This is a genomic window from Achromobacter sp. MYb9 (assembly GCF_002975275.1).
Lineage (GTDB): Bacteria > Pseudomonadota > Gammaproteobacteria > Burkholderiales > Burkholderiaceae_B > Achromobacter.
Map to the genome: position 1 here is coordinate 1 of NZ_PCOQ01000030.1, position 20,732 is coordinate 20,732.

Annotated in this window: 19 protein-coding genes and 1 pseudogene; 2 read left to right on the top strand and 18 right to left on the bottom strand. The window is 65.4% G+C overall.

Going from position 1 to position 20,732, the window contains the following annotated elements; translation table 11 throughout:
- The 18 genes and pseudogenes from CQ050_RS27380 to CQ050_RS27465 all read right to left on the bottom strand — a co-directional run.
- A pseudogene (locus CQ050_RS27380) lies at nt 1-638 on the bottom strand (prepilin); the annotation flags it as partial.
- A gap of 11 nt (nt 639-649) precedes the next feature.
- A complete protein-coding gene (locus tag CQ050_RS27385; RefSeq protein ID WP_105559987.1) occupies nt 650-1,267 on the bottom strand; it encodes a type 4 pilus major pilin in 618 nt (205 codons plus the stop codon).
- A gap of 70 nt (nt 1,268-1,337) precedes the next feature.
- Nucleotides 1,338-2,429, bottom strand: coding sequence for a general secretion pathway protein (locus CQ050_RS27390; RefSeq protein ID WP_105559988.1), 1,092 nt, complete (start codon nt 2,427-2,429; stop codon nt 1,338-1,340).
- A complete protein-coding gene (locus CQ050_RS27395; protein ID WP_105559989.1) occupies nt 2,426-4,162 on the bottom strand; it encodes an ATPase, T2SS/T4P/T4SS family in 1,737 nt (578 codons plus the stop codon). The genes CQ050_RS27390 and CQ050_RS27395 overlap by 4 nt, the downstream gene beginning before the upstream one ends.
- On the bottom strand, nt 4,159-4,659 hold the full coding sequence (locus CQ050_RS27400) for a hypothetical protein (protein ID WP_105559990.1): 501 nt from the start codon (nt 4,657-4,659) through the stop codon (nt 4,159-4,161). Before CQ050_RS27400 ends, CQ050_RS27395 begins: the two co-directional genes overlap by 4 nt.
- The gene (locus CQ050_RS27405; RefSeq protein WP_105559991.1) at nt 4,646-5,965 is read right to left on the bottom strand and encodes a type 4b pilus protein PilO2; all 1,320 of its coding nucleotides are present in this window, start codon (nt 5,963-5,965) and stop codon (nt 4,646-4,648) included. The genes CQ050_RS27400 and CQ050_RS27405 overlap by 14 nt, the downstream gene beginning before the upstream one ends.
- Nucleotides 5,966-5,974: 9 nt before the next feature.
- Nucleotides 5,975-7,564 carry a hypothetical protein gene (locus CQ050_RS27410; RefSeq protein WP_105559992.1) on the bottom strand — a complete coding sequence of 530 codons (1,590 nt, stop codon included), beginning with the start codon at nt 7,562-7,564 and terminating at the stop codon, nt 5,975-5,977.
- Nucleotides 7,561-8,394: a TcpQ domain-containing protein gene (locus CQ050_RS27415; protein ID WP_105559993.1), complete on the bottom strand. Its 834-nt coding sequence runs from the start codon at nt 8,392-8,394 to the stop codon at nt 7,561-7,563. The genes CQ050_RS27410 and CQ050_RS27415 overlap by 4 nt, the downstream gene beginning before the upstream one ends.
- Before the next feature lie 217 nt (nt 8,395-8,611).
- The gene (locus CQ050_RS27420; protein WP_105559994.1) at nt 8,612-9,952 is read right to left on the bottom strand and encodes an extracellular solute-binding protein; all 1,341 of its coding nucleotides are present in this window, start codon (nt 9,950-9,952) and stop codon (nt 8,612-8,614) included.
- Nucleotides 9,953-9,956: 4 nt separating this feature from the next.
- The gene (locus CQ050_RS27425; protein ID WP_105559995.1) at nt 9,957-11,213 is read right to left on the bottom strand and encodes a D-amino acid dehydrogenase; all 1,257 of its coding nucleotides are present in this window, start codon (nt 11,211-11,213) and stop codon (nt 9,957-9,959) included.
- 260 nt (nt 11,214-11,473) lie between these two features.
- Nucleotides 11,474-12,520 (bottom strand): CDP-6-deoxy-delta-3,4-glucoseen reductase, encoded by a 1,047-nt coding sequence (locus CQ050_RS27430; RefSeq protein WP_105559996.1) that lies wholly within the window; start codon nt 12,518-12,520, stop codon nt 11,474-11,476.
- Between the two features lie 70 nt (nt 12,521-12,590).
- Nucleotides 12,591-12,959, bottom strand: coding sequence for an aspartate 1-decarboxylase (gene panD, locus CQ050_RS27435; RefSeq protein WP_050446262.1), 369 nt, complete (start codon nt 12,957-12,959; stop codon nt 12,591-12,593).
- Nucleotides 12,960-13,102: 143 nt separating this feature from the next.
- The gene (locus CQ050_RS27440) at nt 13,103-13,975 is read right to left on the bottom strand and encodes an MOSC domain-containing protein (protein ID WP_105559997.1); all 873 of its coding nucleotides are present in this window, start codon (nt 13,973-13,975) and stop codon (nt 13,103-13,105) included.
- Nucleotides 13,976-14,122: 147 nt separating this feature from the next.
- Nucleotides 14,123-15,049: an ectoine hydroxylase gene (thpD, locus tag CQ050_RS27445; protein ID WP_105559998.1), complete on the bottom strand. Its 927-nt coding sequence runs from the start codon at nt 15,047-15,049 to the stop codon at nt 14,123-14,125.
- A 21-nt stretch (nt 15,050-15,070) separates the two neighbouring features.
- The gene (locus tag CQ050_RS27450; RefSeq protein ID WP_054427419.1) at nt 15,071-15,475 is read right to left on the bottom strand and encodes an ectoine synthase; all 405 of its coding nucleotides are present in this window, start codon (nt 15,473-15,475) and stop codon (nt 15,071-15,073) included.
- Complete coding sequence (ectB, locus tag CQ050_RS27455; protein WP_105559999.1) at nt 15,472-16,779, bottom strand: diaminobutyrate--2-oxoglutarate transaminase; 1,308 nt, start codon at nt 16,777-16,779, stop codon at nt 15,472-15,474. Before ectB ends, CQ050_RS27450 begins: the two co-directional genes overlap by 4 nt.
- A gap of 125 nt (nt 16,780-16,904) precedes the next feature.
- Nucleotides 16,905-17,465: a diaminobutyrate acetyltransferase gene (gene ectA / locus CQ050_RS27460; RefSeq protein ID WP_105560000.1), complete on the bottom strand. Its 561-nt coding sequence runs from the start codon at nt 17,463-17,465 to the stop codon at nt 16,905-16,907.
- On the bottom strand, nt 17,462-18,013 hold the full coding sequence (locus CQ050_RS27465; protein WP_105560001.1) for a MarR family winged helix-turn-helix transcriptional regulator: 552 nt from the start codon (nt 18,011-18,013) through the stop codon (nt 17,462-17,464). Before CQ050_RS27465 ends, ectA begins: the two co-directional genes overlap by 4 nt.
- Nucleotides 18,014-18,268: 255 nt before the next feature.
- Here CQ050_RS27465 and CQ050_RS27470 point away from each other — a divergent pair, with 255 nt between their 5' ends.
- Complete coding sequence (locus CQ050_RS27470) at nt 18,269-19,210, top strand: MurR/RpiR family transcriptional regulator (protein WP_105560002.1); 942 nt, start codon at nt 18,269-18,271, stop codon at nt 19,208-19,210.
- 44 nt (nt 19,211-19,254) lie between these two features.
- On the top strand, nt 19,255-20,595 hold the full coding sequence (locus CQ050_RS27475; protein ID WP_105560003.1) for an aspartate aminotransferase family protein: 1,341 nt from the start codon (nt 19,255-19,257) through the stop codon (nt 20,593-20,595).
- Nucleotides 20,596-20,732: the final 137 nt, after the last annotated feature.

Here is a 20,732-nt window from a genome sequence, read left to right on the forward strand (position 1 = left end):
AGTTCGGCCCCCGCCCCCGCCCACAGCGCCAGCGTGCCGGGCGGATACGTGGGCGCGTCTGGCATCAGCGGGTTTTCGAACCGGAATGCCGACCCCCGAGCCTGCCGCGGGGTGTCGGGCCAGACGGCCCCGCCATAGCCGCCTGCGGCCTCGATGACGGAAGCGATGCCGACCAGGTCAGCCGACCGCGTCCCCCGTTTCAATAGCGGCGTGGCGCTGTAGATCAGCGCGTCGATCCTGCACCGTTCACCAGGGCAGGCCTCTCCTTTCCGCACCCGGATTTGCGCGCCAAACCCTAGCGCCGAGTGTTCGGGGAAGTCGGCCGGCAAGTGTGCCAAGGCGCGCAACTCCGCCACCGTGGGGGATTGCGGATCCGCGAACAGCGGCCCGCCCGTGGCATCGCTGGGCATCTGCCCCTTGGCCAGCGCGTCGAAATGCCGCGCCAGCATGCCGGCAGCCGCCTGCCGGACCTGCGCCATCCACACCCCCGCGGAGCGCGCCGCCGCATCCTCGATCCGATGGACAAGTTGATTGGAAGCCCAAATCGCCGTCAAGGAAATCAATGCCAGCGCCAACGCCAAGCCTGCCAGCGAAAACCCGCGCTGACGGCCGCGGCCACCAGCCGCGTGTTCCGGCACGGAGCAGCGCCTCATTTCGCGGTGAAGGCGAAAGTGTTGACCTCGCCTTGGCTGCATTGGGCCTGGGCCAATGCGGCCCGGTACGGCACAGGAGGCGTGGCAAGCGCGTCTTTCACGATCTTGGCGCCGGAATTGCCGCCGATGGATATCGTCTCGGAGACCCGCTGCAATACGGAAGCCAGCGCCGGGCAGGCCGCATGGCTGACGTTCGTGAGCGTAACCGTGAACGCGGAGCCGAGCCCGGCGCCGCCCAGGGCGGTGGCAACCACTTCGACAATGCCATTGCGGCCGGTTCCGCTGCCGCCCAGTCCGTGCACGATACGCGCCGACGCCCCGCTGCCCTGAACGGCCAGCACGCTGGAATCGCGCAGCGCGTTGGCCATGGCCCCGGTATCCAGCCCCGTATAAGGCGTGACGCCTCCGCCCTGGGCGTTGATCTTCATGCTGGCGATGAAGCGTTGAAGCTCTTCGCCGACTTTGGGCACCTTGTTTTCGATGACATAAGCCCCGATCGCGGGGATTCCAACGATCGCGATCAGTAAGACGATGGCCGTCACGATCGACACTTCCATCAAGGAAAATCCGCGCTGGCGCTTTGCGCCGGATTGAAACTTCAAAACCTGTTGCATCAAACCCTCCGTTGAATGAATGGGACACGCATGCGCGCTGGCATCCGGCGATGCGGCAGCGCGCGGCAAGCTATTGGCTTGCATAAAAATTGGTGAGCGCCCGGCGCAGTTCGTCGATGACGGCGTAGTGCCAAAGCGTGACGCCCAACACGGTTGCCAGCGATGCGATGAGAAGCGCCCAGCGCAGCGCGGCAGCCTGCCGCCGCACCCTTGCCAGCAGCCGCGATTCAACGCGTTCGCGGACCCGCGCCAGACCGGTCTCCAACCCCAACGCATCCGTCATGTCGGCCATGTACCACCACGTTTCGTCATCCAGCAGCCCCGTGCTGAATATCTCGGGGCCAATGGCGCCGCCGTCGAGACGGCCCAACATGGATTGGAGGTGCGCGTGCATCCATGGCCGCGCATGCCGGGACTGGACCGCCAGCGCGTGGCGCAGTCGGGTATCGGCGGCGCCGTGCTGCCGAACCAGCACTGATAGCAGGCAGAGGAAGCGGATGGCTTGAAAATCGCGGTACAACCGCCATAGCAGCCAGCGGTCGAGTCCGGCCCGGAATGCCCCCGCGACGTTAGGCAGCGACCACAAGCTCAGCAGCGCGATACCGACGCCAAGCACCAGCCACAGCAGCAGCCATTGCCGCAGCACCTGGGCCAAGGCGAACAATCCGCGTGTCAGGCGCCCGTAGTCTTCCACCGGCACCATCTGGAAGACCTGCTGCAGACGCGGCACGCTGAAGAACGGAATGGCGCACAACAGAGCAAGGGCGACCGCCGTAGCGGCCACGCCGGCTGCCGCTGCCGACACCAGGGCCATCCAGGCGTCCCCACCCAGCCGCACCGCGCGAGCCAGGTCGCGCAACGCCTCGGCAAGATCGCCGCCTTCTTCCTGGACGCAAGTCAGCAGCAGACATTCTTCGGAGGGCAGCGTGCCGGACCACGCGACGCCAAGGTCGCCGCCCGCTTCCGGATAAGCGCCGGCCCAGTAATGCGACAGGCGCCCGCGCACGGTGCGTAGCCCATAACGGCGCGCATCGTCCGCGAAAATATCGCGCAGGCTTTTGCGTCCCTGCGTGCCTTCGACCAGGTCCGCCAGATACTCGTAGTAGTCCGCGCGCCCGGACCGGAAGCGCAGCGCATCAAGGCGAGGCAAAAGGCGGATCATGCGCGCGCCTTTTGCCCGGTGCCGGTACGGGCGGATGCTGCACGCCAGGCATGCGGCGAGATCAGGAGGTCGAATCGGCGCAGCAACGCCCTGGGATCGACTTCCCCCGCGTTCACTTTGTGCAGGGCGCAGTCCAGGGCTCGTATGCCGTGCCCGGTTGCATCGCTTCCCGCTGCGCCGGCACCCATCGCTTGCGCGCTTCGCGCCAGGCCAAGATTGTCGCGTAGGCGCACACGCTCCAGAAACCCTTCCACGCGGTCGGGTTCGATCAGCTCCGCCGCGACGCTGCGCCCTGCGATGCCATTGAGCTCCGGTAATTGGGGCCTGCGGCACGCGCCGCACCCCACCGTGTTCCTGACCCTGGCCGCCTGGGGTTCCAGCCGGTACGTCCGCTGCATCCCGACGGCCCAGGCCTGCCAGTCCGGCACCGCATCCGGATGTTGCGAGCGCCCTCGCCACAAGCTTTCCAGCGGCAATGCGCATGCCGCGCATAAGCGAGGCAATAGCGTCTGGTAGACGAGCAGCTTCAGAATGCCCGGCGTCGCAAGAAAATCGCGCGATACGCCAATCGCGTCCGACGCCAGGCGTTCGGGGATCAGCGCCGCGGAACCCGCATGTGTCGTGGCGTACAGGCTGACGCCCGAACCCGCAAGATCCATGAAGGCGCGACCGGTGTCGACATCGCGGATTTCACCGATCAGCAGATCGTTCATGGCCGAGCGCTTGATGGTCTTGAGCTTGGCGTCAAACGCCGGCCAGGCGGATTCGGCCAAGGCGCTGCCCAGCGTATTTTGCAAGGCGTTGGCGATGACGTATTCGACCGGGTCCTCCAGCGTGATGACCTTGCGGGTGGCGGCAATGCCGCGCATCAACGTCGCGATAGTGGTGGACTTTCCCGATCCGACGACGCCCGCCAGCACGATGGCGCCCCCTTCGCGCTCACGGGCGCGCAGCAGGGTTTCGATCTGGGCAGGCAGATACCCCAGCGCGTGCAAGTCGCCATCGGCCGTGGCATCCAGGCGCAGGATGCGCAGGCAGACCGACGGCCCCGCATCCGTGGCCAGCGATGCCCACCGGAGCACCAGCGGTGCGGCGTCCACCGTCAGCGCGATACGCCCCTGCTGTTCCAGCGCAGGATCAAACACGGCGCCATTGCCGCCGCGCACATCCATCCATGCCACCGCCAGCACTTCCAGCAATGTCGCATTGGACAAGCCGGAAAACCGCTCGGTGGCAACGTATTCCCCGTTGATGGTGTAGCGGATGTCGCAGGCCTGGTGACGCCGGTTCACGTTGATGTGCACATCGCTCGCGCCTTGGGACACGCCCCAGCGCACGATATCCAGGAAGAGCGCGGCAAGGGCGGACGCACGTTCGGCTTGCCTGCCGCCGCCTCGCGGGCCGCGGCTCGCTGCCGTCAATTGCCCGCGCGAGACCATCAGCAGCAAGGGCGCCGGCAGCGCGTAACGGGCCGGCTGGGCCAGCCGGTATCCCCCCGCGCGCACCAACCGCTCGACCTCGTCGATGGGATCGCCCTGGAGGTATTCCTTGACGGCGAAGATGACGGCATCGCCGCTTTCCAGCAGCACGGGACACAGCCGGCCGGCCAACGAGGCCAGATCGAATTCCCGGCTTAACGCCCGGGAAAAGGCCGGGGCCAGGCCGAAGATGTCGTCGGCGGAGTGCAGTTCGCGCGGCAGCGATGCCGGCGCGGGCGTCGGGACGCGATTCATGGCCCGGCCCTCTCGGCGCTTAAGCAGGCGGTGTGAATCTTGGAGTTCCTGCGCAAGCGCACGCAAGCGCCTTCGATGGCCAGCAATTGGTAGCCGGCCGCGGTTGCCGAAACGGCCCCCGTGACGGGCGCCGCGCGGCCCGCCTGATAGCGCAGCAGGGCGCCGTTGACGACCACGTCGGCGCTCAGACGCCGGGCGACGCCGAAGATCGCGGCCACGCGGATTTCGTCTGGCGGCCGGATGCTGGTTTCGGTCGAGGCGATAGGCGCCGGGCCGGATTGGCAAATGCCGGGCATCCGGCAATCGGCCAGGGCGGCTGCGGCATCGGCGCGCAGCAGCGTGCGCACCGTCTCGACCTCGGGCCACGCGTGCGCCTCGTCGGGCGACGGCGAATCGTGCGCCGACGGTGCGGACGCGGCGGCGGCTCCCGCGGCCAAGACCCATGCGATGCCGACATAGAACGCCGCGCGCCCCGGTACAAACCTATTCCTGCTCATACAGTTCTCCATGCAATTCGGCGACCAGCGTGCTGGCGACCAGGCTGGGCTGGGGTTGTGGCTGCACATCCAGCGTCAGGCGCGACCAGCGCACTGCGGGAAGGACGCCGGGCAATAACGCGAAGGAACGCAATGGCCCGGACAAGCGCAACGCACGGCGCCGGACAGTCGGGCGGGTCACCACGGAAGGCGCAGGCGGCTCCATCGCCAGAGACGGAGGCAGCGGCATGGCCACGGCCGGATCCAACGCGACGGAAGCAAACGCCGGCTGCAACCGCTGCAGCGCCGCGACCAGCTCGGTATCCACGCGCAGCGCGGTCGGCAACGTCAACCGAGCCAAGGGCACGCCGTCGGCCGCCACGCGCCAAGACAGCGTGGCGGCGTCCAGTGGCTTGAATGCCACCTGCCACCCTTCGGGTAGCCGTGCATGCAGCAATTGATTCGTGGCAAGTGGATGTGCCCGCGCATAGCGCGCCGAACAACTCCAGGCCTTCTGGCCGGCATCGCACTGCGCGTGGCGTAGCGCCCACCCTTGCACCTGAATGGGGAGCTTTCCCACTGCACGCAGCAAACCGGAAAGATCGGTGGGCACATGCGCGGGCGTGCCTTCCAGCATCGCCAGATAGGGGTCCAGCTGGTCTGCCGCCTTCTGCGCAGGCGCTTCCAATTTGCGTGGGAAGACCCGCGCCGACAGGCCATGCCATAGCGGCGGCGCGGCGGCGGATAGCCCCACGCATATCAGGAACAGGCGCAGGGCAAGCGGCATGGCGGCCCAACGGGACGGCAGCACGTTCAACCGCGCGCCGGATTCCACGGCCTGCGACAACGCCGCCCATACCAAATCGGCATCATGCACTTCCAAGGCGGGGCGCTGTTCCCGCAAGCGCGCCTGCGCATGCAGCGCTTCGCTGTGTGAATCGAACAGCTTGTCAGCCTGCGACAGCACCGAGCCTTCTTGCGCCGCGACCAGCCAATAACGCCCTTCTGGAAGCGGTAGCAGGCAAAGGCCGCCCTCTGGGTACAACAAGGCATAGAGTTGCGCCGCAGCCTGGATATGAGGCGTCCTGCCACGACGCGACGCCGTCGCCTGCGGAGGACGTCGCCAGGTTGAGCGCAGCCTGCCATAGCCCGCCACGGTGGCCGGCGACCCGCCGACGACGACATGGGTCGCCCGCAACCGCCGTCCACGGGCGCGAGCCAATCTGGACACGTCGGAGCCAATCAACACCAGCCAGCGCAAGCCGAACGCCAGCTTGCGGTCTGCACCCGCGCAATCGAGCAGGAGGAAATGGGGAGCTCGGTTCATGGCGCGGCCTCAGTACCCTTCTTCGACCTGCGCCGTGACCAGCACCAGCGTGGTCTCGCGTTCCTGGGCGGCGCTGTCTTGTCCGCCCGTAACCAGTGGTAGACCCGGCGCCAGGCGCTGGCGATCGTGCTCGTCCTGGCTACGGTCGAAGCCGGACAGGATGACGGGTTGGCCCGGCCGCAATTCGATTTGCTGGACGGTGCCGTTGCCGTCGATCGTGATCTGCTGGACCTGTACCTGGTTGCCGCGCTCTCCAAAAGTGATGGTCTTCAGCGGTTGTGCAACCGCGTTGTCGTAGGCAACGGACAGGAGAATCTGGCCGTCTTCCTGGATGTCCGGCAACAGCGTCAGGAAAGAGCCCACGGTTTCTTCCTTCTGGCTGATGGATACCGCGGGCAACGACCCGTTCGCCCCACCCGCCGTCGTCCCCGGAACGGCTGTGCTTTGCACCCGGTCGATATACGAGAACGTGGTGCGGATTGCATGGGTGACCGGCCGGCGGTTCAAGGTCAGGACAGGCACTTTGCGATGCCGCACGATCGCGCCCATCGTGCTTAGCGCCGAGACGACCGCGCGCGAGCCGTCGAACGGCCCCTGGCTCACGCCAGCTTCGAGCAGGCCCGCCCCGATGGGTGCCGCCGCAGGAAAAGCCATGCGCGCCGAACTGCTTGCCGCGGCGTAAAGCGCGTTCCAGTCCATGCCGCCGGACGCCGATTGCCTGACGATGACGGTGATTTCCTCGAAGACCAGCCGGACGCGGCGCGTCAACGCCTTGTTCTCGCGGTCCAGATAGTGCGCAACGCGCTCCAGCGCCTCGGGCGTGTCGGTGACCACCAGCGACGATGCGCCGTCCACCGCGTCCGCCACCAGGCCCGACCGGGTCAGGAACGGGATGATGCTGGCGCGCAGAACGGCCAACGCGTTGTGTTCCTTCGCGGACAGGGTGGTGTTGGACGTGCTTTCGAACCCCTCCCCCTCTGCGCTGCCGGACCGGCCCAAACGCACATCGACCGTGCTGGCAAGCGACAGCGCGCGCACGTCGAATACCCGGGTTTCGGTGCGATAGAACTCAAGCGCGTCGCGCACGTAGCGCCAATGCACCGAGAACCGGGCGGCCAGCGCATCCAGGAGATCCGCAAGCGGCAAGGGCCCGTCGCGCACCTCGAAGCGGACGGCAGACGGCACCGACAGCCCGGTGTCCACGGCGAGGCGCGGCAGGAACTGTTCAAGCGGAAGCAAGGCGTCGGGGCGCACCCGAACCGGAATGCCGGTGGCGGCGCCCAGGCGCTGGGCCATTGCGGGCAGGTCGGCCTCGTCGGCGAGCATCAGCGTGGTCGGCACGTTCTCGCGCAGCGCTGGCGGTAGCGACACGGCACGCGCCAGCGGCTGCGGTTTGCCGGCTATCCACGGCGCGGCGACGTCCTGCGCGGCGATGCGCGCCTGTCTGTCCGACAAACCCTCGGCGAAAGCCTGATGGCGATTCGCCAGCACCGCCTGCCGCTCATTGGCAGCCCGGTTCAGGGTCGTCACCTGCTGCGATGTAGTGCAACCGCCCAGCACCCCGCACGCCACCACGCACATCATCTGTTTGATCGTCATGCCCCGCCTCCTTGCGGCGATGCCGTGCGTGAGCAGGATTGGGCGAGCGGCACGACGCGCAGCACCTGGTTGCCGTAGAAGCACGGTTGCAACGGTTTTTCGGCCAGTTCGGTGGCGGCTAGCAGGTCGCGGACGGCGGATTTGAAGTCGCCCGGAAAATCCGCGGACGCGGACAACGGAATGTCGACGTCTACCGCCCAATGCTGCGGTTGGAATGTCCAGCCCGAACCGTCTGCCCAACGCGCCAGCACCGCCCGAAGCGTGGCGTCCGGCGGGGCGGCACGATACGTAGCCTTTGGCGCGGTGGGCAGTGGCGGAAGGACCAATGCCGGGGCGGCTGCGACGGCCGGGGCCTCAACCGTTAACCGCCCGCCCACCGCCAACGGCCCATCGGCCGCCAGGGCCCCGACGCCCGGCGCCGCCAGCGGTACCGCGTGCACCGATGCGTCCGCGATGCGGGCCATGTCGTCCTCGCGCTCTGCCCTGGCCGCCAAACGCCCGCCTCGAAAGCGCAAGACTCCCCACTCGCCCTTGACCACCACATACGGGTCGCGGCGCACATAGGGCAAGGCATGTTCGCCATCTCCGCGTACGCCGAACACCGCGGGCAAGGCCTGGCCGGGCGCGAATTGCATCCAGACTTCCCGGCCGTTATCGAACACCTGGACAGGCGCGACGGCGGGGTCCCCTGACAGGCGCCAGTCAAACCGGAAACCGCCAGCAGCAGGCTCGGCCGCCTGCCACGACGCGCCAGGGCCGCCTTTGGCCGGCCAGCTTGTGCAAGCGCCCAGGCTGGACAGGCTTGCCAACAGGAAGAGAATTCGAACCATGCCTCACCGCAAGCAAAGGGCGCACCGGAAGCGGTACGCATGAACGGCATGGTGGACGAGGGGTTGGCGCGCCGCCAGACTGGCATGTACGCATGGATGCTTTGATCCGCCCCTCGCGCGAAGGCGCGATAGACGGCCAAAAAAAAACCCGGTCCTGGGACCGGGTTCTTGCGGTGGAACCGGCGGGCGTCAGCACCGCCGGCTCAGGCCTGGAGGATCAACGCTGCGCGGCGATGCTGCGTGCCTGCGTCGCGGCGTTGTTCAGCGCCGACACGGGCGGCACCTTGCCTTCGAAGGCATCGTTCAGTTGCTGGTTCAGCACGGGTTCGATGCGGGTGTAGTTCGCCATGCGGAAGCCGCGGCTATTGCTGGCGGGACGCGAGCTCATCGAAGCAATCACGGCTTGCGCGCCCGGGATGCTCTTATAGAACGACACGTCCGACGCGCGGAACGCCGCTTCGGTAAGCGGCAAGAAACCGGTGCGCTGGTGCCATTCGGCGGCGACGACCGGCTTGGACAGCCAGGCCAGGAATTGCGCAGTTGCCTTTTCTTCGGCTTGCGGACGGCCTTCAAGCGCCCACAGCGCGGAACCGCTGACGAACGGCTGGCCGGCAGACTTGGTGGCTTGATCGTAGTAAGGCACCGGCGCGACGCCGAACGACAGCGACTTGGTGGTCAGGAACGTGCCGAAAGCGCCGGAATTGGCGGTCAGCACCGCGCACTCGCCCTTGGCGAACAGCTTGTCGGCCGAGGCGTCGCCGGTGTGCGCCATGAACAGCAGCGAACGCTTCCAGCTGACCATCAGCGAGATATGGCGCATGTAGAGCGTATCGAACTGCATGGCAGGCGCCGCGCTCTTCTTGGTGATGGCGTCCAGTCCGTTGTTATTGCTGGTGAACTGCTGGCCGTTGATCGGCGCCAGGTTCTCCAGGTGGACGGTGACCTGATCGCTGGAGGCGTAGGGGCAATCGATGTCCGCCACGTCGCGCAGTTTCAGCAGTTCGGCCTGCAAGCCATTCCAGGTGCGCGCCGGATTGTTGGGGTCGAGACCCGCCTTCTTGTAGGCCGCGGTGTTGTAGAACATCACGGGCACTTCGGCCATCCAGGGGAAGGCGAGCAAGCGGCCTTTGCCGTCGCGCGTGAAGCTGCTGGTAGCCGGCACGAACCAGTTCAGGTCCTTGATCGGGTACTTGGCCAGCAATTCGTACATCGGCAGGATGGCCTTGTGCTGGGCCACGACTTCCGGCGAATGGTTGTCGGTCAGTTGGACCAGATTGGGCGCTTTCTTCGCTTTGACCGCCGTGACGGCCTCTTGCTCAAGCGCGTCCTGCGAGGCGAATCCGCGCAGCTTGACGCTGACCTGGTCCTGCTCTTTGTTGTACTGCTTGGCCAGTTTTTCGAACTCGGCCTTGTTCGCGTCCGACAGTGTGTGCCAGACCTGGATTTCGACTGGAGCAGCATTCGCCACGCCCGCCATTGCCATGGCGGCGCCGAATACCCATGCACGCCGGCTGGCGAACATCGCGCGGGCAACGCCCGCCAATTGCAGATTCTTCATAGGTTCATAGACCAAGAAAAGGGAATTCCGGTTCTGGCCGCCGTCCGCTGAGCAGATCGGCCAGTGCCCGGCCCGAGCCAACACCCATCGTCCAGCCGAGCGTACCGTGTCCCGTATTGATATACAAATTGGGGATACGGCTACGACCGATGATGGGCACATTCGAAGGAGTGGACGGGCGCAAGCCCGACCAATAACTGACACGCCCGAAATCGAGCGCGTCGGGAAAGAGTTCTTGCGCCAGGCGAGTTAAGGCCTCGCAGCGGCTGGTGTTCAGGCCCCGGGAGTATCCCGAGAGCTCTGCGGTGCCAGCCATGCGCAGCCGGTCGCCCAGGCGCGAGAACACGATTTTGTGGCTGCTGTCCGTCAAGCTGACCGTGGGCGCGGCATCGGGCTTCAGCACCGGGAACGTCGCGGAATAGCCCTTGGCCGGATAGACGTTGCAGGGGATGCCCAGCGGACGCAGCATATTGGGGCTGAAACTGCCCATGGCGACGACGTAGGCGTCGGCCGCGACCGAGCCGTATCGGCCATCAGGTTCAATGATTTCAACGCCTTGCACGGTGCCGCCCTGCGTCAGCAGGCGCGTGGCCCGCGTGCTGTAGCGAAATTCCACGCCGGCGCGGACGCATCGTTCGGCCAGTGCGACCGTGAACAGATGCACGTCGCCACTTTCGTCTTCGGGCGTGTAGTCGCCCCCGACGATCGTCTGCCGGTGCGGCGCCAGGGCCGGTTCGATGGCGATGACCTCGTCGGCCGTGACCACACGGCGCTCGACGCCGAAATCGCGCATCAGCCCGGCGGCCCGTTGGGAGTTTTCGAATTCGTGCGGGTCCCGGTAGAAATTCAGGATGCCGCGTTCAAGGTGGTCGTATTCGATGCCGAGATCAGCGCGCATGCCACGCAGGGTGGCTCGGCTGTATTCCGCCATGCGGACCATGGCGCGGATGTTGGGCGCCAGGCGGCTGGGCAGGCATTCGCGCAGGAAGGACAAGCCCCACATCCATTGCCGCCAATCCAGTTGCGGGCGGAATAGCAGCGGCGCGTCGTCCTGGAACATCCATTTGAGCAGCTTGAACGGAGCCTGCGGATTGGCCCACGGTTCGGCATACGACACGGAGATCTGCGCGCCATTGGCCAGGCTGGTTTCCTGCGCGGGACCGGTGCAGCGATCAATGACCACGACGTCATGGCCGGCCTGGCTTAGCCACCAGGCGCTGGAGATTCCGATAATGCCGCTACCCAATACCGCTACTTTCATGCCCGCATTGCTCCTTGCGTGCCAAATCGGTCCGCGGACCCGATGTCCGCCCCCCTGGCAAGCCGCTGCCAGGGCAGTTTACCCCGCCGATTTGCCTTCGCCTATGTCTAAAAGAAAGCCCCCACGCCGCGCACGCTTTGCGTGCTTGCTGCCCCCCAAGGGGGCGTTTTTACCTTGGGACGGCCCGACGGTAAAAAGGGGCGGAAGTCACGAAGCTTTTCCGCTTGTGAATTCCGCCCCCCGTGCCTGTGCCGTTCCGGTTACGACGCGGCTTTCGCCAGGTCGGCTTCGGACGTGAACGCGTCCGCGTAGAACTCTTCGGGCGGCAGGCCGTTCTGCGTGCTGAATTCACGCCGGGCGGCATCCACCATGAGGGGCGTGCCGCAGGCATAGACCTGATGGCCGGACAGGTCGGCGATGTCCTGCATGACGGCCTCGTGGACGAAACCGGTGCGGCCCGTCCATCCGTCTTCCTGCAGCGCATTGGACACGACCGGAACATAGGTGAACCCCGGCAGCAGGCTCGACCAGGACTGCGCCAACGCGTCCATGTACAGGTCGCGCGGACGGCGCCCGCCCCAGTACAGGGTGACGGGACGGTTGATGTTCTTGTGGATCATGTGTTCCACGATGGCCTTCACCGGCGCGAAACCCGTGCCGCTGGCCAGCAGGACAATCGGCTTGTCGCTGTCTTCGCGCAGGAAGAACGAACCGAACGGCCCTTCCAGGCGCAGGATCTCGCGCTCTTTCATCTGCGTGTCGCCCGCACCGAAAACGTGGTCGGTGAACAGTCCGCCCGGCATGTGGCGAATATGCAGTTCCAGCGGGCTGCCGGTGTGCGGCGCGCCGGCCATCGAATAACTGCGGCGGCGGCCGTCCTTCAGAATGACCTCGATGTACTGCCCCGCGTAATAGCGGAATTGTTCCGAGGCGGGCAATTGCAGCTTGATGACGGTGACGTCGGGCGCCACGCGCTCAAGCGTCTGCACGCGCGACGGCAGCTTGCGAATCTGGATGTCGCTGGCCAGGCGGACCTCGGTGGACTCGACCACCATGTCCGACTCGGGACGGGCCTGGCAGAACAGCGTGTAGCCGTCCGACAATTCCTCCGGCGACAGGATCTGGGCGGGATATTGCCCGGCATCGAACTCCCCGGACACCACTTTGCCCTTGCAGGTGGAGCACGCGCCGTTGCGACAGCTATAGGGCAGCACGATGCCGGCCGCCAAGGCGCCGTCGAGCACGGTCTGGCCGGGCTCGACCGGGAATTGATGCTTGCTGGGTTGGATGGTGACCTGGAAGCTCATGATGAAACGGTTCTGAGTTGACGCAGCGTCGTTCGGCTTGGCCGAAGGCGGCGCTGCGCCCGGCCCGGCGTCAGGCCGGGAACTTGCGGATTTCCTTGACGCGATTCGCGTCATCCACCAATACCACTTGCGGCTTGTGCGTGGCGGAATCTTCTTCGGACATGGGGCCGTAGGTGCAGATGATCAGCAAATCGCCGACCTGGGCCCGGCGCGCCGCGGCGCCATTCAACGAAATGGCGCCGCTGCCGCGGGCCGCCTTGATGATGTAGGTATCGAAACGTTCACCGTTGGTGACGTTGTAGAGTTCGATGCGTTCGAACTCGCGCATGCCGGCAGCGTCCAGCAGGTCTTCGTCGATGCCACAAGACCCTTCGTAGTGAAGGTCGGCTTCGGTGACCGTGACGCGGTGCAGCTTTGCCCGCAGCATGATGCGTTGCATGATAGAAATATCCTGGTTCGCGGCCCGGTCCGCGAAGCGTTGCTAAAGTGATGCCCGGCATCCGGTATTGCCGTTGGAACCGGGTATTCTATAATTTTTGCCGCCCCGAAGACGCCCTCGGGGGGCCAGGCTGCCGCCGCGGTTTAGAAATCCAGTTCGATCTCGACCGCGTCGCCGACTTTCAGGCGAGCGCCAGCCGGCGCGTCCAGAATGGCGTTTTGGCCGAATACCACCCCGATCTCCAAGTTCCGGTAGCCCGCCAGCGTGCGACCAGGCTCGTCATGCTGCAAAGCCGTGCGCTGGTCGATGTCAGGGATCGAACACCGGGTGCACGGCTTGACGAACGCCATCCGGACACCGGCCGCCGTGATCATGGCGGTATGGTCTTCCTCGAAGGCTTCCCATTCGCCCTCGACCACGATATTGGGCCGGAAACGGTCCATCGGCACGGGCGCCACGCCCTTGGCCTGCAAGCGGGCGTTCAGGTCGTCAAGCGACGCCTGGTTGGCGATCAGCAACGGGAATCCGTCGGCGAAACCGAAGTGGTGCTCGCCGGTGAAAGCCTCTGCCAGGTCGGGATGCGCGTCGGCCCAGCGGGACACCCAGTCAGGCTTGGCGTTGCGCTGCGCGGCGGCATCCACCTTCAGCAAACGGCAAGGCGTCTTGAGAAAGTCCGAAAACCATTGGCCGACGGCAGCGCTTTCACGTCTGGCGGAAATGGTGTCGCTCCAGACCGCCACGGTTTCCGACCCCGGCTCAAGGCCGGACTCGTCAAATGGCACATCCAGATCCGGCATGCCGGCCGCGGACAGGCGCAACGCGTCGGCCGTGAGCGCCGTGCGGATCAACGCCATCGCGGGCCATTGCCGCTGGGTCATGAACTGGCCGTCGTCCCCGACCAGCATCCAGCGGCGGTCGTTCGCCAATCCGGCACGGTCGATGGAAGACTCCGTCAGGTCGATGCCTGCGCAGGATTTGATGGGGTAGATATGCAAGCTGAGGATACGGGCGGACATGGCGGCGGAAGGTCGGCGAAAGTCGGCGAAAGGGTCCGCGAAAGAATAGCAGACAGCGCGGCCATTTCCCTCGCGGCACGCTTCCCCGCGCCGGCATGGAAAAACCCGGGCCAGGCCCGGGTTTGGAAGACACCGCCAGCAGGTCGGCTAGCCGCCCACCAGCTTCAAGGTGTCCAACGGCGTCACGGCCTTGAAACCCTTGCGCGTCGCGATGTGCTCGGGACGCGGCGTCAGCCCGTACTTGGGCGGATTCAACGTGTTTTCCATGCTGTTGTAGACCATGAACACGTTGGCCCGCGGCCACGGCGAGATATTGCTGTTCGAGCCGTGCATCGTGTTGCAGTCGAAGAACACCACCGAACCGGCCTTCGCCGTCATCGAGCGGATGCCGCCTTGCTCGACCAGCAGCTGCAGGCTGACCGGATCCGGTACGCCGTACTCCTGCTTTTTCAGCGACTGCTTGTAGTGGTCGTTCGGCGTCTCGCCGACACACGAGATGAATTGCCGGTGCGAACCGGGCACCAGCATCAGCGGGCCGTTGCATTCATTGTTGTCGGTCAAAAGCACCGAGCAACTGAGCGCGCGCATCGACGGCATGCCGTCTTCGACATGCCAGGTCTCGAAATCGGAGTGCCAGTAGAACTCCTTGCCCTTGAAGCCCGGCTTCATGTTGGCGCGCGACTGGTGAATATAGACCTCGGACCCGAGGATCTGGCGCGCCACGTTGACCAGCCGGGGGTCGCGCACCAGGCGCGACAGCACGGGGTTCAGCACGTGCACCATGAAGATGGAGCGCACGGCGTTGCTGCCGGGCTCGGTGATGGATTCTTCCCGCCGGACGATAGACGGATCGCGCGTCATGCGCTCGACCTCGGTCGACAATGCGCGGATCTCGTCTTCCGAGAACAGGTTTTCCAGCAAAAGGAAACCGTCGCGTTCGTACTGTCCGACTTGCTCGCCGGACAGGGCGCTGGCGTACTTGCCGCCGTCATAGACCACCGGGTCCTGACGGGCGATGATGGCGGAACTTCGATCCGTACGTGAGGCGTACGGATCCTGCGCAGGTGAGATCATGCGAACCTCCTTTGTCTGGTTTCAGGCCGCTTTGGCTTCGGCTTCAGGCAGGGCGTAAACGCCCTCTTTGTCATGCACTTCCTGGCCGGTCAGCGGCGGATTGAAGACGCAGATGACGCGCAGCGGCTCCTTGCCACCGCACAGCCAGTGCTCGTCGTTTTCATTCAGGGCATAGACCACGCCAGGACCCAGGTCGTACTTCTTGCCGTCGGCGATGGTCTCGATGGAACCGTCGCCTTCAATGCACCACACCGCTTCAAGATGGTTCTTGTAGTGGATGTGGGTACGGCCGCCCGGGAAGATGGTGGTCTCGTGGAAGGAAAAGCCCATTCCGTCTTTCTTCAGCAGCACGCGGCGGCTGACCCAGGTGTCGGTGCGGACTTCATCGGCGGTACCGATCACATCTTTGACGTTGCGTACGATCATTGGCGTTTTCCTCCAAATTTCAGGATTCGGGCAGACTGCCCCTCTTCTGCCAGCGCTTCGGCCACGCTGGCCTCGATCACGTCCAGGCCCTTGCTCAGCAGCTCTTCCTCGATCGTCAACGCCGGCAGCAGCTTCAGCACTTCATCGTGCGCGCCCGAGGTTTCGATGACGACGCCCTTCTTGAAAGCGTTCTGCGCGATGCGGTTGGCCAGGGCGGGCGTGGCGTTGCACACCAGGCCCTGGATCAGGCCACGGCCACGCACCGACAAACCGGCATTGGGATAGCTGTGGACCAAGTTCTCCAGCCAGTCGCGGACCTGGCGCTCTTTGCGCTGGATCTCGGTGGTGAACGCCGTGTTGGCCCAATAGGTTTCCAGCGCCTGCGTCGCCGTGACGAACGCCAGGTTGTTGCCGCGGAAGGTGCCGCTGTGCGCGCCCGGCTTCCAGATGTCCAGTTCGGGCTTCATCAGCACCAGCGACATCGGCAGTCCGAAACCAGACAGCGACTTCGACAGGGTGATGATGTCCGGACGGATGCCGGCGGCCTCGAAGCTGAAGAACGTGCCGGTACGGCCGCAGCCAACCTGGATATCGTCCACGATCAGCAGCATGTCGTGGCGCTTGCATAGCTTGTCCAGCTCTTTCAGCCAGCGCAACGTCGCCACGTTGACGCCGCCCTCGCCCTGCACCGTTTCCACGATGACGGCGGCCGGCTTGTCCATGCCGCTGCTGGGATCTTCCAGCATGCGTTCCAGATACGCCATGGTGTCCACGTCCGGACCGAAGTAGCCGTCATAGGGCATGAACGTCGTGTTACCCAGCGCGTAGCCGGAGGCCTCGCGGAACTTCATGTTGGCCGTTACGGCCAGCGAACCGCCGCTGACGCCATGGAATCCATGGGTAAACGAAATCACATTGGGACGGCCCTTGACCTGGCGCGCGATCTTCAGCGCGGCTTCCACGGCGTTGGTGCCGGTGGGGCCCGTGAACTGCAACGTGTACTGCCAGTTGCGAGGCTTGAGCAACACGCGATCCACCGTCTCCAGGAAACGCTTCTTCGCGCTGGTGGCCATGTCCAGGCCATGGACGACGCCGTCCGACTGCACGTACTCCAGCAGCTTTTCCTTGAGAACAGGATTGTTGTGGCCATAGTTCAGCGTGCCGGCGCCGCTGAAGAAATCGATGTACTCGGTGCCTTCTTCGTCAATCAGCGTCGAGCCTCGGGCCTGGCTGAATATCACGGGAAACGACCGAATGTAGCCCCGCACCTCTGATTCCATCCGGTCAAAGATTTTCAAGTCCATATGATTAATCCTCCCTTTTCATCTCATAAGTCGATAGACGGCCAGCGTCCCTCCGGATGCGTGGACGCATTCGGATCGGCAAAGCCATCCCGGTATTTCGATAAGTCCGTTGGGGTTGCGCCGCCCTATGGGGCGGGCAATGCGAACGGGCCTATCCTCAACAGCATCTCGTCTTCATGGTCCGCGCCTCCAAAAAGTTGCCGGTCGAAGAACGGCTGCTCGGAAACGTGGGCGCCGAGCTCGCCGGCCAGGCCGGTGAAGCTGCGGCGCGATGCCTGGTTGTCAGGCCCCACCGTGGTTTCAAGATGACGAACATGCGCGAGCTGCTTGCGTTGCAAGAGTTCGCGAAGCATGGCGCGGCCCAACCGGTGGCCGCGTGCGCGGGCGTGCACCGCGACCTGCCAGACGAACAACACGTCGGGCCGGGCCGGGATCACATAAGCGGAGATAAAACCGTCGATACGTCCGCCGGCACTTTCGGCGATGACGCAGGTGTCGCTGAATTGCTCGCAAAGGAGCAAATAGGCATAGAGGGAATTCAGGTCGAGTGGCGGGCACTCGGCAATGAGGCGGTGGATGGCGGCGCCGTCTTTGCGGTGGGGCAGACGCATCGTATGGGTCTGCGCGCCAACCGCCGGCGCCACGGCACTTGAGAGAGTAGGTGTATCCAGTTCGACTGTCTTCATGCAACGATTCCCGATTCTGGGGGTGCCCCGCCCGTGGGCACTTCAAGGATGGGCGACGACACATCGCTGTGCGCTTCCGCGGCGACTGCCTGGCCTTCCTGCTCCATCAGCGCCACGATGCGTTCCAGCGACAACGTGATCGTGGCTTGCTCGAGTTCCGGCAAGGCGTTCAGTGCGTCAGCCAGATGCTTCTGCAGCGGCGACGGCGCGCCCTGCGCCAATTCCCGGCCGGCGTCGGTGGCCGTGACAAAGACGATGCGGCGGTCTTCACGCCCGCGTTCCCGGCGGATGAACCCTTTGTCTTCCAGGCGATCCAGGATGCCGACCACCGTGCTCGGGCTGACGTGCATCTCGCGGCTGATGGCGGTGGCCGTCATCGGGCCGTTGGCCATCACCGTGCGCAAGCACATCAGTTGGGGCGCGGTGATGTGGCTGACCGCGGACAACTGGCGCGAGTGCAGTGCGATCGAACGCGTAATGCGGCGCAGGGCTCGCAAGATGCGCAGGTCGTACTGCTGTGTCGGATCGGAATGCGCGGGGCTGTTCATGGAAATAAGGGTTCGGTCAAATTGATTTCTACACGAATGATATGCGCACGATTTATTCGAGTCAAACAAAAATCGCCCTGCATGATGTAAATAAATAAACACGGAATTGCAGAAGATGACCGCAGGATTGCCGGACTTGACGTGGCTTCCCCCGGGCTGGCACCCATCGCGCCTCTTAGTGTAAATCCCGATATAAAACATATGTTTTTTTAAAAGAACAGGATTTATCATTTGTTTTTTATGACATCGAAAGCCATGCCCCTGCCCCCTCACATCGCCCAGACGCTGCAGGAAAAACTGGAGTCGCTGCCGCCCGAGCTGCAACGCGCGGCGCACTGGGTCGTGGCACACCCCGCCGAAGTCGGCTTGTGGTCCATGCGCCGCCAGGCCCAGGCGCTGGGCGTGGCGCCCGCCACCATGTTGCGGCTGGCGCGGGCAATCGGCTATGCCAGTTACGAGGATTTCCGGCAACCGTTCCAACAGGCGCTTGCCGGCGCGGGCAACCCCGGGCTGCGCGACCGCGCCGCCGCCCTGCAAGCCGCCGCCGACGCCCCGGATTCGCCCGACGCCCCCGGCCACGACGTACTGACCGACTACCAGATTCAGGCCATGAGTTCGGTTTGCACCTTGAATCCGCCGGGCGCATTCGACGCCGCCGTGCAGACCCTGCTGAATGCGCGCCAGGTCGGTTTCCTGGGAACCCGGTCGGCGTTTGGCATCGCGTTCCAGATGCGCTACGCGTATCAGCTGGTGCGCCGCAACAGCGTGCTCATCGACGGCCTGGGCGGCGCGCCCGCCGAACAGGCCGACAACCTGGACGCCGGCGACGCGCTGATCGTCATCTCGCAGGCGCCCTACCCCACGGCCACGGTGCAATTGGCCCGCCAGGCCGCCCAGCACGGTGTCGCGCTGATTGCGCTGACCGACGACCCGCTGTCGCCGTTGGCCGTCGAGGCCCGGCACACGCTGCGCTTTGCGCCGCCCGACCGCGACGGCGTCCAGGCGCGGCCCGCGCGGCATGGGCCGGGGTCGTTCTTCCACACCACCGCAGGCCTACTGGGCCTGGCCGAACACCTGATTGCGCGCCTGACGGCCCGCGGCGGCGCCGACGTCCTGAATCGCCTGACGGAAGTCGAAGCACGACTTCGTACCGACAACGTCTACTGGACCGCGCCCGCCTCGCGCCGGCCGGGCTGACCGCCCTTCTACCCCCTCCCTCTCCCACGCATCACGGAAATGCCATGAGCCGAACCCACGTCCTGCATCGTTCTTTACGCCAGACGCCGCCTGTCGCCGTACACGGCCAGGGCGTGTGGATCCACGACAGCGCCGGCCGCGCCTATCTCGACGGATCAGGCGGCGCGGCGGTTTCGTGCCTGGGCCACAATCACCCCGACATCCAGGCCGCGATGCACGCGCAGATCGACGCGCTGGCTTACGCCCACACCAGCTTTTTCACGACCGAAGTCGCCGAGCAGTTGGCCGACCGACTGGTGGCCGACGCACCCGAGGGCATTTCACACGCCTATTTCGTGTCGGGCGGCTCCGAAGCCGTGGAAGCGGCGTTGAAGATGGCGCGCCAGTACTTTGTGGAAACCGGCCAGCCGGAACGCCGTCATATCGTGGCGCGGCGTCAGAGCTACCACGGCAACACGCTGGGTGCATTGGCGGTGGGCGGCAATGCCTGGCGCCGTGCGCAATTCGCGCCGCTGCTGATCGACGTCGAACACGTCTCGCCCTGCTACGCCTACCGCGACCAGCGCCCTGACGAAAGCGCCGAGCAATACGGCAAGCGCCTGGCCGACGAACTGGACCAGACCTTTGAAAAACTGGGCGCCGGCACGGTGATGGCTTTCGTAGCCGAGCCAGTGGTGGGCGCCACGTCGGGCGCCGTGACCGCCGTGCCTGGCTATTTCCGCCGGATCCGCGAGGTGTGCGACCGCCACGGCGTGCTGCTGATCGCCGATGAAGTGATGTGCGGCATGGGCCGAACCGGCACGCTCTACGCCGTGGAGCAGGAAGGCATCGTCCCCGACCTGATCACCATCGCCAAGGGCCTGGGCGGCGGATACCAGCCGATTGGCGCCGTGATGGCGCAACAGCGCATCGTGGACGCCATGCAGCAAGGCAGCGGCTTCTTCCAGCATGGCCATACCTATCTGGGTCACGCTATCGCCTGCGCCGCTTCGCTTGCCGTGCAGGACGTCATCCGGCGCGACAACCTGCTGGCGCGGGTGCGCGAACAGGGTGCGGGCTTGCGCCAGCGGCTGGAACACGCCCTGGGCGAACACCCGCATGTGGGCGACATCCGCGGCCGCGGCCTCTTCATGGGCATCGAACTGGTGCAGGACCGTGGCACGAAGCAGACATTCGACCCCGCCTTGACGCTGCATGCGCGGATCAAGCGCGAAGCCATGGCCCGCGGCCTGATGGTCTACCCGATGGGCGGGACCATCGATGGCCGCCAGGGCGACCATGTGTTGCTGGCTCCGCCCTTCATCATTTCCGACGACGAACTGGACCAATTGACTGAACGCGTGGCTGGCGCCATCGACGCCGCCATTGCGCAGGCGCGCGCGTAGCGCCCGCCTGCACGCGCGGCGAGGGGATCCGCCGCGCGCCGCCCGCCTTGCGGGCACGTGATGATTCGCACAGGACGTCCCGCAGGCTCGCGGGGCGGCTCGACCGCCGGCAAAGACCGGCAAATCACGGGGAAAAA